Origin of the sequence: Tenacibaculum sediminilitoris, from assembly GCF_964513795.1 — a bacterium.
GTDB lineage: Bacteria > Bacteroidota > Bacteroidia > Flavobacteriales > Flavobacteriaceae > Polaribacter > Polaribacter sediminilitoris.
This window is the reverse complement of sequence record NZ_CAZEQR010000022.1, coordinates 80915-94313: the sequence shown is the minus strand read 5'-3', so window position 1 is coordinate 94313 and position 13399 is coordinate 80915. Positions and strand designations below refer to the sequence as shown.

At 34.2% G+C, this 13399-nt stretch carries 12 protein-coding genes; 8 read left to right on the top strand and 4 right to left on the bottom strand.

The features are described from left to right. The first annotated feature begins 139 nt into the window (after positions 1-139). The 3 genes from ACKTSW_RS07505 (at position 140) to ACKTSW_RS07495 (ending at position 5023) form a co-directional block, all read left to right on the top strand. Entirely contained in the window at positions 140-3328 is a 3189-nt protein-coding gene (locus ACKTSW_RS07505; RefSeq protein ID WP_408024660.1) for a LodA/GoxA family CTQ-dependent oxidase, read from the top strand. A gap of 10 nt (positions 3329-3338) precedes the next feature. Continuing rightward, positions 3339-4478 (top strand): NAD(P)/FAD-dependent oxidoreductase, encoded by a 1140-nt coding sequence (locus ACKTSW_RS07500; protein ID WP_408024659.1) that lies wholly within the window; start codon positions 3339-3341, stop codon positions 4476-4478. A 71-nt stretch (positions 4479-4549) separates the two neighbouring features. Then, positions 4550-5023 carry a nucleoside deaminase gene (locus tag ACKTSW_RS07495; RefSeq protein ID WP_408024658.1) on the top strand — a complete coding sequence of 158 codons (474 nt, stop codon included), beginning with the start codon at positions 4550-4552 and terminating at the stop codon, positions 5021-5023. 61 nt (positions 5024-5084) lie between these two features. On the opposite strand, the gene ACKTSW_RS07490 is transcribed toward ACKTSW_RS07495, so the two are convergent. Further along, entirely contained in the window at positions 5085-6524 is a 1440-nt protein-coding gene (locus ACKTSW_RS07490) for a hypothetical protein (RefSeq protein WP_408024657.1), read from the bottom strand. Positions 6525-6946: 422 nt separating this feature from the next. Between ACKTSW_RS07490 and ACKTSW_RS07485 the strand changes: the two genes are divergently transcribed. Next, on the top strand, positions 6947-7186 hold the full coding sequence (locus tag ACKTSW_RS07485; protein ID WP_408024656.1) for a hypothetical protein: 240 nt from the start codon (positions 6947-6949) through the stop codon (positions 7184-7186). A gap of 18 nt (positions 7187-7204) precedes the next feature. Here ACKTSW_RS07485 and ACKTSW_RS07480 read toward each other — a convergent pair whose 3' ends face one another. Continuing rightward, entirely contained in the window at positions 7205-7372 is a 168-nt protein-coding gene (locus tag ACKTSW_RS07480) for an SHOCT domain-containing protein (RefSeq protein ID WP_408024655.1), read from the bottom strand. Positions 7373-7808: 436 nt separating this feature from the next. On the opposite strand from ACKTSW_RS07480, the gene ACKTSW_RS07475 reads away from it, so the two are divergent. After that, positions 7809-8183 carry a methyltransferase domain-containing protein gene (locus ACKTSW_RS07475; RefSeq protein WP_408024654.1) on the top strand — a complete coding sequence of 125 codons (375 nt, stop codon included), beginning with the start codon at positions 7809-7811 and terminating at the stop codon, positions 8181-8183. A 109-nt stretch (positions 8184-8292) separates the two neighbouring features. Here the strand turns inward: ACKTSW_RS07475 and ACKTSW_RS07470 are convergent, their stop codons facing one another. Beyond that, on the bottom strand, positions 8293-9699 hold the full coding sequence (locus tag ACKTSW_RS07470) for a glycosyl hydrolase family 18 protein (RefSeq protein ID WP_408024653.1): 1407 nt from the start codon (positions 9697-9699) through the stop codon (positions 8293-8295). Between the two features lie 275 nt (positions 9700-9974). Here ACKTSW_RS07470 and ACKTSW_RS07465 point away from each other — a divergent pair, with 275 nt between their 5' ends. After that, a complete protein-coding gene (locus tag ACKTSW_RS07465; RefSeq protein ID WP_408024652.1) occupies positions 9975-10208 on the top strand; it encodes a hypothetical protein in 234 nt (77 codons plus the stop codon). A gap of 102 nt (positions 10209-10310) precedes the next feature. On the opposite strand, the gene ACKTSW_RS07460 is transcribed toward ACKTSW_RS07465, so the two are convergent. Next, positions 10311-10736 (bottom strand): DUF3995 domain-containing protein, encoded by a 426-nt coding sequence (locus tag ACKTSW_RS07460; protein WP_408024651.1) that lies wholly within the window; start codon positions 10734-10736, stop codon positions 10311-10313. A 49-nt stretch (positions 10737-10785) separates the two neighbouring features. Between ACKTSW_RS07460 and hutI the strand changes: the two genes are divergently transcribed. Next, entirely contained in the window at positions 10786-12018 is a 1233-nt protein-coding gene (gene hutI, locus ACKTSW_RS07455) for an imidazolonepropionase (RefSeq protein WP_408024650.1), read from the top strand. 124 nt (positions 12019-12142) lie between these two features. Further along, a complete protein-coding gene (locus ACKTSW_RS07450) occupies positions 12143-13150 on the top strand; it encodes a formimidoylglutamase (protein WP_408024649.1) in 1008 nt (335 codons plus the stop codon). The last annotated feature ends 249 nt before the right edge of the window (positions 13151-13399 follow it).

Here is a 13399-nt window from a genome sequence, read left to right as displayed (position 1 = left end):
TCTCAAGTATCAATATTTATTACTCAATACAAACAACTAATACTCGAAAACCAAACGCTTAAGAATTTCTTAAAACCAACTCTAACTTATATTTCTTATTTTTAAAGGTATATAATGTCAAACTTAAACTAACCAAAAAATGACAAACCCCTCACTAAATCAATCTTCATCATGCTGGAACTGCGATGGAGACATTACCCAAGTTACACAACGTTTAAAAGAAATGTTTGTAGAAATGGGGCAAAAAACACGCATTGAAAACGGACAACAGCCTGCAGAAAGGGCGGTATTTAGAAAACAACACGGTATTGCCTACGGTCGTTTTGTTGTAAACAAAGACATCGAAGAAAAGTTCAAAATCGGGATTTTTACTGGTGATACTTACGAATGTGCTGTTCGTTTTTCAAGTGATACCGGGTCCACTTCTCCCGACTTACACTCTACCTTAGGAGTTGGTTTAAAACTCTTTGGTGTAGAAGGCCCTAAATTATTAGGAAACGGTACCAATGCCGATTTTATCTTTCAAAACATCGATCGTTTTTTTGCACGCGATGCACAACAAATGTGTAGTTTTACCACTGCTGGTGTTATTGATCGAGATTATGATTCGTACATAGCAAAACACCCTGAATTAGCTAGTATTTTAAAAGCGATGACTAAAGAAGAAGCTAGTGTGCTGAGTGCTAGCTACTGGGCAATTCTTCCTTTTAAATTAGGCGATTCACAAATTGTAAAATATCGTTTAGTTCCTGAAGACACTTATAAAGGAACTCCTTTTAACGACAACAATTACTTGGGTATCAACTTACAACAACGTTTGTTAACCAAAGAAGCGACCTTCCGTTTCGAAATACAATTGCGTACTAACGATGCTACCATGCCGTTAGATGATGCACAAGTAGTTTGGAGCACAGAAGAAAGTCCGTATATCTGTATTGCAAAATTGCATTTACCTCAACAAGATGTAGCTAGTATTGGTCAAGCAGAGTTTGGAAGTAATTTAGCCTTCAATATTTGGAGAACACTACCGCAACATGAGCCTTTAGGGTCTATTGCACAAGCAAGAAAAGTGGTTTATGCAGCAAGTGCCGAAGCACGACATCAAGCCAACGGACAGCAATTACAAGAACCTAAAGAAATCAACCCTCATTTTGAAGGGAATACTGATGAAAATAGCGACTGTATTGTAAAAGCAGGTATCTACCCTCCTATTGGTGTTATGCGGGTTGGAAATAGTGAACACGAATACTTTATTGGTCCGTTAGTTGACAATCCTGAACCACAAACCGATCCGTATGCGTATCGAGATAAAACAGGAGCCCTAAAAAGACAAGCAGCACAGTTTAGAATCTATGGATTTAATGCCGCAGGAAAAGCGGTAAAGGAATTAACTGCTGAAAATGCAAAAATCATGTGGCATAGTCATTTAGCCAACCAAAAATCGTCTTGGTATCAGTTTAACATTGCCTTAGACATTCCCGAAGCTGCGGATATGCCTCCTTCTATGCTACGAAATATTGATGTAAAAGATCGTGACTCTTTATTAATTGATGGTGGCGCAAAAACTATTACTGGAACCAATGTTACCGAAGGTCCTTTCTTTGAAGGAGAATTTCTTTCAAAAAAAGTGTACTTAGGTGAAATGCGTACCGATGAAAAAGGACGTCTAATCATGTTAGGTGGTCACGGAAAATCGGAAAACATCAATGGTGATATTGCCATTACTTTTGCAAATAACGAAGGATGGCACGATGACATTTCTGATGGTCCTGTTACTGCGGAAGTAGAATACGAAGGAACAAAATTAAAAGTAGACCCAGCTTGGGTTATTTGTGCTCCACCAGATTATGCACCGATGCAAAAATCGGTACGTACTATGTGGGATTTAATGCGTGATGTGGCTGTAAAATCTAAAATGTTAGTGCGTCCTACCAGACCTTCTTTTACCAAGGATATTTTACCAATATTCCAACGTATGACCGATTTACAGTGGGTAAATGCTGGTTTTGCTGGAGCCTTTGGTTTTGGAGGTCAGTTTAATTATACTACTAACGAATGGATAAAACGATTAGGAAATCCGTCGCCTGCTTATATGGAAATGCGAAGAACGATTTCTAACAACTTCCGACGTTTTGATGTGTCAGGAGCAGAAGCTCCACAGTTATGGCCTTGGTTGTATGGTGATGCGATTAGCATTCCTTCTACAGGTTCTGTTCGACAACATGCTACCTTATCAGATTTACAATTAGAGTTTTTAGATCAATGGGTACAAGGTGATTTTGAAGCTGATTATGTAGACATGACTGGATGTCCTCACATTCCAAAACCACCCACGATAGACGAACTTTCTGTTTCAGAACAACCAGATATGTTGACCAAAGCTGCTATGGAGTTTTGTTTAGCTGATGCTTTTCACCCTGGTTGTGAAATGACATGGCCTATGCGTTCATCAGGAATGTATATGGCGCCTTTTAGAATTAAACATGCTCCAAAAATACCGCCTGTTAATACTACATATTATGGTGCTATGATGAATAACGATGTATTGCCATTAGCAAAAGGTCCTATTTTGGGTGGACAAGTAGCTGGGGGAATTACGCGTTGGATGGCAATACCTTGGCAAACAGATACCGCTAGTTGTAGAGACGGATACACTAGTGAATATGATCCGTATTTACCAACGTTTTGGCCTGCTAGAGTACCCAACAATGTTTTAAATGAAGAACGTTATAAAGAAACAATGGATTCTAATTTATCAGAGGAAACCCGTATTCAAGCCTTTAATTTCCGTTCCGATTGGTTAGATAATCTTCCCTTAGATGGTGAAGCTCCAACCTATACGAATCAAATTAATAGCATGATTAAGTATTTTGATAAGTTAGCCGTGGTTCAAAAACGTCCAGGAGTTCAGCATGATCCTAATTTCCCTGAAGAAATGCAGGTAGGTATTACTCCTACTCCAGAACAAGAGGCAGCATTATTAAAAGCTACTATACAAGATTTACAAGGTGTTTTAACTGCTAAACGTACGTTACAAAAAGGAATACAAAATACAATAGATGCAGCCGTAGAAAAACTATCACACGATAGTTTATTAAACGAGCAATTTATATTAGAAGATGCTCAACGTAGTTTATTAACGTTAACAGACGATGAACTAGCAAAAGACTTTAAAGCAACACCAAATGTTATTAAAACCATACATTTAATTGCTTCTAAGTTACACCACATGAAACAGTCTGATTCACATCAAGAAGCAGCTCCTAAAAGAGTTGAAGTTGGTATTCCTGAGAAGATGACACGTTTTTCAAGATATATTCCTAAATAACTGATGAGTGTTGAAAGAATATAATAGTACTACTGACATACTAATTATAGGTGGTGGCATTGCAGGTTGCATTGCCGCCATTTCTTTGGTTAAAGATTATAATGTTACATTACTAGATAAACTAGTTGAACCTGTTGATAGAATTGGAGAATCACTAGCACCTGTAGCACAACGAATTTTAAAAGAGTTAGATTTATTAGAAAATGAATCGGATACTGTAAAACAAACCATATATCGTAACAATTTAGGTATGCAATCCTACTGGGGAAGTAATCAACTTCAAATTGTCGATCATATGAGAAACCCCGATGGCTTCTCTAAAAGTTTGGACAGAAAGAACTTTGAGGTTTACCTAAGACAAGTTGCTACTGAAAGAAATGTTGACTGTATTTGGGGAACACGACTTTCTAGTAGTTCTTATGAAGATAATTACTGGAAAGTAACTACAAAGTCCGATGATGTAAAAAACAGAACCACACATACTATTCAGGCAAAATTAGTAATTGACGCCACTGGCAGACAGTCACATTTCACCAAAAGCTTAGGTATTAAACGTACACACTATGATAAATTGATATCTTGTTGGATAAGCTTACCTAATACCCTAGAAAATACTATGAGCACCATTGTTTCTGATGAATTGGGTTGGTGGTATAGTGCTGTGATACCTAATAATAAAAGAATTGTCGCTTTTCAAACAGATGCTGATTTAGTGGGTAGAAACACCTTTAAACATTTAAATTCTTTTCTATCCTTTGCCAAAGAACACAAACTCATTCAGCCTTTCCTTAAAGGCAACGAAGCATACTTTAACTTTCATGGTACAGTTAGTGCAAATTCCACTCGTTTAGAACAGATAGCGGGTAACCAATGGATTGCTTTAGGTGATGCTGCAATTAGTTTTGATCCTCTTTCCTCACAAGGAATGTTCAATGCCATGGCAAATGCTATGCAAGTAAAAAAACTACTTCGTAATTTTAATTTTATCAAAGATTTAGATTCCATCAAAATGAAACAATTTAATACCGCATACAATCATCAAGTAAACCAAGTGTGGAATCTTTATGTACAACACAAAAACTTTTTTTATAAGGCAGAAACAAGGTGGAAAGAAGCTCCTTTTTGGAAAAGAAGACAAAACAATATTTAACATCTTAAAACAGTTTTTAAAACAAAGAAATCGCTTAATTTTACCTTTCCGTTTTATTTAAAAATACGAAGATGAATACACACGAAGAATATATGAGTGAAGCTGTAAAAGCAGCTTTAAAAGGAATGCAGAACAACGAAGGTGGTCCGTTTGGATGCATTGTAGTAAAAGATGGAGATATTATTGGGCGAGGAAATAATAAAGTTACTTCTACCAACGATCCAACTGCACATGCCGAGGTAACAGCTATTAGAGATGCCTGTAAAAAAATAGGTTCTTTCCAGTTAGATGGATGTGTGGTTTATACATCTTGTGAGCCTTGTCCTATGTGTTTAGGAGCTATTTATTGGGCGCGTCCTGACAAAGTATATTACGGAAGTAACCAACAAGATGCAGCCAATATAGGTTTTGATGATGAATTCATTTACAAAGAAATTCCGTTACCTTACGAAAAACGCAGTATTCCTTTTGAGCAAATAGGACGTAATATTGCTTTAGAACCTTTTCAAAAGTGGTCTGAAAAGGAAGATAAAACAGAGTACTAAAACAAAAATCCCTTATTAAATTGATAAGGGATTTTTTTATTTTTATCAATAAACAATATGTTTATTGTAAACTTTTCTTCATAAACTGCTCTACTTCTTGTTTTGCTTTCAGCAATTCAATTTCGTTTTTCGCTCTTCCTTCAGATGTATTCATAAACGCATCGAAAATATGACTTATATAAATAGGCGATTTATCTCCACTATAACTAATTGCGTTATGACAACTAAAACAATTGGCTAAATTGTTTACGTTTATTCCTGATATATCACTCTGAAATGTCTGAGTAAAAGTTTCCATAGTTACATTGGCATTGTTTAAAGATCCTCTCGCTACAGAGCCTGGAGTTGCCTTATCTATATTTCCTCCTTCATCAACAAGTAACGTCGCTTGCTCTTCTGGTGTTAAACCATCTGTATCAATCCAAAGAGAACCGTTATAAAAGTAATGCTTAAAAACATCTTTTAAATTCTCTTTTACACAAGCATTAATGTCTCTCACATTATCATAATTAAGTGGTTCTTGCTGGCAGGTGGTCATAAACCCTCCAAAATTGTCTCTAGGTACTCCATATTGAAATAAATCAAAAGCTTTATTTGGCAGTTTAGCACTATTAGTATTTGTGTTCCAAACAATCCCATCAATTCCCGTAGTATTTCCTTTAGCAAATACTAATTTATTCGTATCAGACGAAGCTTCGTTCATTTTCCAATCATAGTTAGGTGCTAAATCTTCATGTTCAAATGTTGCCCAAATAAATTCTGGATGATTTTCAACAACACCTACAACATGCATTCCTAACAAAGCAACTTCTGTATTCGTATAGTTTTCTCCATCTCTACTCACAGCAGCTGTAGTGGTAAAGTAATTTGCAACCTTATCACTCGCTATAGCACTTGTAGCTACCCAAGAGACTTTTAATTCTAACGAGCCTACTGGGAAAGACGATAAATTGTTCTTGTCTAATGTTCCTGCTAAAATTGAATCTTTAAATTTATCGGCCGCTTTTTTCATAATATCACTCGTGTGTATCGAATAAAACACCGTTTCAGACGTATTTGTAGTATTATACGTTGGATTTGTTGTTAATATCGCCGAATCACGTCCTGCCTGTGCAGTATCTATTAATACTACTGCTGCTCCTTCTTGTTGTTTAACCAACTCCATCTCTGAAGTAACCTGATGAATTGACCTGTTACTTAAAAACAATGGTAACTTGGTTTCTGAAATAGGTTTGGTTACCCATAAGAATTTTTGCCATGACCATTGATGAAAAATAGCATTAGTTGTACTCGATACATCAAACGGGCTTCCTTTTCCTTCTTCAGGGGGCGGTGTTTGATTGTGCGGAAACCAAGAACTAGAACATAAGGTATCACTAACAGCGATATTATATTCAGCTATTTTTCCTTTTTCTTCATTTGATTTTTCTTTGTTTTTACAAGAGTAAAAAACACTTATACTAAATATTAATAGTACGAGGGAGTTAAGTGTTAGTTTCATTATTTAAAGTTTTTAAGTTGACACTACCAATTTATTGTTTTTTTTTTATACAAACCTCAAAAAAGTCACAAGTGTTTATTTATTGAGCATAAAAATTAAAATATTAGGTTTGAAAGATTGACGTTAATTTAGTTAAGATTTGGTGTAACTTTATTAAAAAAGTCTTATCTAATAGTAAAAAATTGTCTCTGGTTAAGAAGAAATAAAAATATTTAAGCTTTTAAATAGATTGCTAAAAAAGTAGCTATCATACTACATAAAACACTAATAATCAAAAAATATGAAAACAAAAATACTGTACCGAGTTTATAATTTTGTGTCTTGTTGGGTCAAAACTCCTCTCATTTTAACTTTAGGGGAAGCCGAAAACCAAACAGAGTAGGCATCAATTAATAATATCATAAAAAAAGCCAACCAACTTTTTGATAGGTCTTACTTTAACATTATTCCTTATTTTTTCAATTACGAACTACAATAACATAACAACGAAAGACAAGGAAGACACTAGTAACAAACCTACTTTTGGCTTGAACACTGCCAAAACAGAGATTGAAGCAGCGAATAAAGCGTACTCAGTTTTTTTTACCGCTAAAGATACTGTAAGACTAGCCAACTTGTATTCAGCAGAAGAAGTATATAATTTAATGGTAGTTCATCCATAGTTGGACAAAATTGTGCTATTAAGAATTGAGTACTTTTTTTGCTTCTTCATATTCTTCTTTAGTTATTTCACCTTTTGCAAAACGTCTTTTAAGAACATCTAACGGAGATTCTTTTTTTGTAACTTGAAAAAACGAACTATAAAACAGAAAAAAAGCACTCCAACAACTATCCAAATAATCCACCATACAAAATGCATGCCCCAAAAATGACCATCATGATAATGCATATGCTTGAATTTTATACAGGAAAGTAACTTACGTCCTGTAAATTATTTACTTATCTCTTTTTACATACCAGAGTACTAAAAGAATTATCAAAAAATGAAATAATCCATAAAGACATCATAACTTTTAAATTTTATAACACTTTTCAGCACTCTTATAATTCATTCAATCAACCATTAATTGGATACTAGATTGATTGTTATGTAACTAAGCTCTTACTAAGATACAAATTTATACCTTTTGTTTTCATGTTTTATTTTCAATAACTTCGTTTTTTGAACACAACTATTAATCTCAATTAAAAAAAGCTACGCAATTAACACAAGAAGAAATTAAAGAGTTAGAGAACCAAGTAAGTTATCCTGATGGTAAATTAGGCGTTAAAGTTGGAAAAAACATGAACGAGACTAATATTGGGATGACCTTAAGTACCTTTGATTTTTTAGAGTTAGAAGACGCTAATTCGGTGTTAAAGTTTGGTCATGGTAATTGTGGACATTTGCAGTACTTATTAGCAAAAGCAAACAATATTGATTATTTTAGATTAGAATTTTCTAAAACAATGTATAAAGAGGCTCAAAAAAACAATACAACTAAACAAGCTAAGTTTTCTTTGTACGACGGAGAAACTATTCCGTTTAAAGACAATTCTTTTAATCGTGTTATGAGTGTAAATATGGTTTGCTTTTGGTCTAACCCTCAAAAGTTGATAACTGAAATTGAAGTAAAGTGGGTGATTTTGTTGAATGAACATATACCCAAGCGAAAATAAAGTTACATCAATAAAAAAAAGCATAGGCTATATGTCTCTCTTTAAAAACACATAACCTATATTATTTCAAGAGTATCTTATATACTCTTTTCTTTTATACTTCTAATACTTAAAAAGAAAGTGTTTTTTCTTGCAATTTCTGAGTTACAAAAGACTCCGCAAAAACAGCATTTAGACTAGCAATGATTTCTGTATGGCTACCACCTGCCAACGGAACTCTCACGGTAGATCCTTTAAATGCTACTAAACTTTGTCCTGCCTCAGCAGATTGTTTAAAAGGTGTTTGCATAGCTGAACCTTTTACAGTTCCGAAAGGACCATAAGAAACCCCACTTTTACCTACTAAAGTTATTTGTAACACACATTGCCAACCATACCATATACCTGTGTAACCAGAAACAGTCACAATTGGGTCATTTTGAGGAATATCTATCGTTTTAGCCACTCCACTATTTCCTCCATGTTGTGGTAAAGTAAACACACCTGTGTTATTACCTTGGGTACCCATATTATAAGATCCAGTTCCAGTATTTACAGTCTGAATAGCATCTAGTACATCGCCTGAACGAATCGTCATTTGTGTTATATTTGGATTTCCAGCAGCTCCAACTATTGAAGTATCGTCGAATATGTCATTTGTTAATGGATTGAATAGTTGATTAAGAATCATAAATTGTGCTTGCTCAAACTGGAAGTTTCCAGAGTTCAAACGCCACATAAAAATATTTTGATAATCATAAGAAGTTCCATTACTAGTAAACCCATTAGAAACCTTGCTCCAAACTTGTTGAGCGCTAGTGTTAGGTGCTGCGTTTCCTGGTTCAAATTGCGCTCCATAACCAATTTTTTCTGGTGATATTCCAACATCTATAAAGCTAGATAACGGTGTACCATCATAAAACTGCGGTGATACAAAATCGAATGCGCTATTCACGGTCGGGTAGTCAATTGAACTCGTTGGCCATGCAGGAGTGAACGACAAATAATATTTTACTTGCTGCTGATCAAACACTGAACGAATCGTAGAAAACAAGATTTTAAATTGAGATTGGGTCATGCTCGTAGACACATTACCTTCCCAGTCGACATCCAATCCGTTCATTCCATTATCTTTTAGATAAACAACCAGATTATTTGCAAAATTAGTAGCCTCTTCTTGTTCGTTTCCACCTGGTGAAAAAATTGATGCTAGTGTGTTTTCTCCCGAGTAAACCATAGTAGCTAAAAACTTAATATTCGGGTTCACTTGACGTGCATCTCTAAGTACAAAATTTAAATAATCTTGATTTGTAAGCCCACCCGGATGAGATGCATCACCAATTTTAATGGTGGAACCTTTGGTAGCTGGTACTACCTCAAAAAAGGCTATTCCAAGGGATGTTACACTATTATACACTTTGTATTTAATAAGTGATTGAAAGCTACTATCAGGACTATTGTAGTTCGTTTTTGGCGGTTCATCTTCATTTAAAAAAATCCAAGCGTTAATGCCATAAGGTAATTGAGAAGTTTTCATAATATATTATATTTAATTATTTGCTATTATAAAGTTGAGAAATTAATAGACTCAATCTTTAAAAAAGACCACAAACACCTGATAATCAATCACAAAAACACAAATTCCATCCATAAAAGAAAAAAACACACACAACTAACTGTTGTACAACTCTATAAAAAATATAAAACCATTCTTTTTATAGCTTTTTTGTTTTTACAATGTTAACTTATCTTCTTGTGTTATTTTTTATATTTGGGAGATTAAAAATTATTATAATGTTTATAGAAATAGAAGTGAAATTAGGCATCGTTGTTCATGGATATGATAATAAAAATAAAGAAATTGAAGAGGTTTTCAATGAAACTGATTATATGAAAAAAATTATCTCTATAGATCGTATACAATCAATTAGCGAAAAATATATTTTAGTAAAATCTTCTCATGATAGAGTTATGTATTGGGAATATAAAGGAACTATGAAAGAGTTAAAGCAAAAACTATTGGATATTGATATAAAGATTGCGTAATAAATATCAACCAAAAGCTGAAACTTTTGACTTGTTTAAACTGATAAAGAAATAGAAGTTAGTTACAATACTGTATAAAAATAATTGCTAGTACAAAACTATTTACGAAAACTCAATCAGCACCCCAACCACACCCAAAAACAAACACAGTGGAGAAAAGTAGTTGGTATCGTTTATGGCGAACTCAGTTGTTTTAACTTTCTTAAAAAAGCCTACATATTTAAAATCACCAATCGCTCTAATGAGAAAAATACTAGCCACAACATAAAGTCCATAGTCTTGTAACCATGTAGGCATTGAACGTAACGTAAATAGTTGTATTTTTTCTGCATACACAACAGCAAAACCGCTGATAACCATCGCCACTACAAAAGTTAGTAGTTTAGGAGGATTCATTGCTTTTTCATTTGCTGTTTTGGTTGGTATTACAGCATGTACCCATAAAGTTCCTCCAAAAGCCCAGTAAACGTGAATTAACGAGATAAAAAAGAGTATTAAAACGCACATCACTCCTAAAAAATGTATCATAAATTGTAGTTTTTACCGTAAGTTTGTCTAACAAATTTAAGCATTCAACATGACAACTTTATTCATAAACATCAAAGAATTAATTCAAGTAAGAGAGACAACTACTAAAAAAGTATCGGGAGCTGAAATGAATATTTTGCCTACGATAAAAAATGCTTTTTTATTGGTTGAAAATGATGTTATTATCGATTATGGAAGCATGAAGAAAGCACCAAATTCTGCTGATAAAACAATTGACTGTACAGGTAAAATGATTTTACCAACGTGGTGCGATTCACACACACATATTGTGTATGCGGGCAATCGTGAACAAGAATTTGTAGATAGAATTAACGGATTGAGTTATGAAGAAATAGCCAACCGTGGTGGGGGTATTTTAAACTCCGCAAAAAAACTACAAGAAAGCTCTGAAGAAAAACTATACCAACAATCGGCAAAACGATTAGAGGAAGTTATTGCTTTAGGTACAGGTGCAGTTGAAATAAAATCTGGTTATGGCTTAACCGTAGCCGCTGAATTGAAAATGCTACGTGTTATTAAAAAACTACGTGAGAACTATAACATTCCTATCAAAGCTACTTTTTTAGGAGCCCATGCTTTTCCTACTGAATATAAAAACAACAAAGAAGGATATATCAATTTAATTATTGAGGAAATGTTGCCTAAGGTTGCTGAGGGAAATTTAGCTGATTTTGTAGATGCTTTCTGTGAAACTGGGTATTTCTCGGTAGAAGATACCGATAGAATTTTAACCGCTGCGCAACAATACGGATTAACTCCAAAAGTACATGTAAATCAGTTTACAACTATTGGTGGTGTTCAGGTAAGTGTAAAACACAATGCGTTGTCGGTAGATCATTTAGAAGTAATGAATACAGAAGATATTGAAGCGTTGAAAGGAACGCAAACTATGCCTGTGGCATTACCATCGTGTTCGTATTTTTTAAGTATTCCGTACACACCTGCTCGTGATATTATCAAAGCTGGATTACCTCTTGCTTTAGCTACTGATTACAATCCAGGATCAACTCCTTCAGGAAATATGAATTTTGTCGTAGCAACGGCTTGTATTAAAATGAAAATGACGCCAGAAGAAGCGATTAATGCAGCAACGATTAACGGAGCTTATGCTATGAATTTATCTGATGAAGTAGGTAGTATTACCAAAGGAAAAAAGGCGAATTTAATTCTTACCAAAGAAATTCCTTCTTACGGATTTCTTCCTTATTCCTTCGGAAGTAATTTAATCGATTCAGTATTTATTAATGGGAAAGAAATGTAAATTACACCCTGTCATTCCGAATGATAATGAGGAATCTCATTAAGGTGGGCTACAAACATACTTAAGATTTCTCCTTTCGTTACACTTCAGTTCGAAATGACATTTTCTAAAAAGACAATACAATATGCTAACAATATTCAACGAAAAAGACATACAGCAATTTGTAGCTCCTCGTGAAGGAGAGACAAAATTAGGAGAATGTGTTGCTGTCATCAATCCTAAAAAAGAATTACAAGATGAACTTGAAAATTCTGATACCTCTTTTGTTATTTTAGGAGTTCCAGAAGATATTGGGGTTCGTATGAATGGTGGAAACGGTGGTGCACACACTGCTTTTATTCCCGCTTTAAAATCATTTTTAAACACCCAACAAAATCAATTTATTGATGGAAATGACATCTTAGTTTTAGGGTATTTAGATTGTTTGGATGATGTATATAGTTTTGATGTTTCTGATAGAGAAAAAGGTGATTTATTAGTAAAAGCAATAGATAAAGAACTCTCAAACCTCATCAAACTTATTGTTAAAAGCGGCAAAATCCCAATTATCATCGGTGGAGGACACAATAACGCATACGGAAATATTAAAGGGCTTTCTGAAGGGAAAAATAAACCTGTAAATGTGATTAACTTAGATGCGCATACTGATTTACGTCGTTTAGAAGAACGACACAGTGGTAACGGATTTTCATATGCTTTACATGAAGGTTTTATTAATAAGTATTTTATGTTTGGATTGCATGAAAATTATACTCCTCAGTATATTTTTGAAATGATTCACGATAGTTTAAACTTAGAGTACAATACTTTTGAAGAATTAGAGGTATATCAATCTACTTCTTTTGAAGGAGAATTACAACGTGCTGAAAATTTTATAAAAGATACAGCTTTCGGAATTGAAATCGATTTGGATTGTATTCAACATTTCCCAAGTAGTGCTATGACTCCAAGTGGATTTACCCCACAACAAGCGCGTCGATTTACACATTCTTTTGGAAAATTACCAAATGCTTCCTATTTACATATTTGCGAAGGTGCTCCTGTAGTGGTAAAAGATGAAATTGCTAACGGACAAGTTGGAAAGTATATTAGTTACTTAATTTCTGATTTTATAAAAGCGAAAAGTAATTAAGTATCCGTTATTACGAACATAGTGAAGCAATCTCTTTGTGTCGACTGTAAGATAACCACGTCGTTACTACTCCTCGTTATGACGCAAGAAACAAATCTGTCATTTCGATCGAAGGGAGAAATCTCATTGAAATGAGTTACTCATTTTCTTAAGGTTTCTCACACTCCATTTCACTCGGTTCGCAATGACATTAATTCTTACGATTTTATTATAAGTCTTGATTTTGGTTCTTTTCATCAAGTAAAAGAA

Excerpts from the sequence above, each read along its gene's own strand:
- ACKTSW_RS07505 (WP_408024660.1), top strand. The coding sequence starts at position 140 with ATGACAAACCCCTCACTAAATCAATCTTCATCATGCTGGAACTGCGAT.
- ACKTSW_RS07495 (WP_408024658.1), top strand. The coding sequence starts at position 4,550 with ATGAATACACACGAAGAATATATGAGTGAAGCTGTAAAAGCAGCTTTA.
- ACKTSW_RS07490 (WP_408024657.1), bottom strand. The coding sequence starts at position 6,524 with ATGAAACTAACACTTAACTCCCTCGTACTATTAATATTTAGTATAAGT.
- ACKTSW_RS07480 (WP_408024655.1), bottom strand. The coding sequence starts at position 7,372 with ATGGTGGATTATTTGGATAGTTGTTGGAGTGCTTTTTTTCTGTTTTAT.
- ACKTSW_RS07475 (WP_408024654.1), top strand. The coding sequence starts at position 7,809 with ATGAACGAGACTAATATTGGGATGACCTTAAGTACCTTTGATTTTTTA.
- ACKTSW_RS07470 (WP_408024653.1), bottom strand. The coding sequence starts at position 9,699 with ATGAAAACTTCTCAATTACCTTATGGCATTAACGCTTGGATTTTTTTA.
- ACKTSW_RS07460 (WP_408024651.1), bottom strand. The coding sequence starts at position 10,736 with ATGATACATTTTTTAGGAGTGATGTGCGTTTTAATACTCTTTTTTATC.
- hutI (WP_408024650.1), top strand. The coding sequence starts at position 10,786 with ATGACAACTTTATTCATAAACATCAAAGAATTAATTCAAGTAAGAGAG.
- ACKTSW_RS07450 (WP_408024649.1), top strand. The coding sequence starts at position 12,143 with ATGCTAACAATATTCAACGAAAAAGACATACAGCAATTTGTAGCTCCT.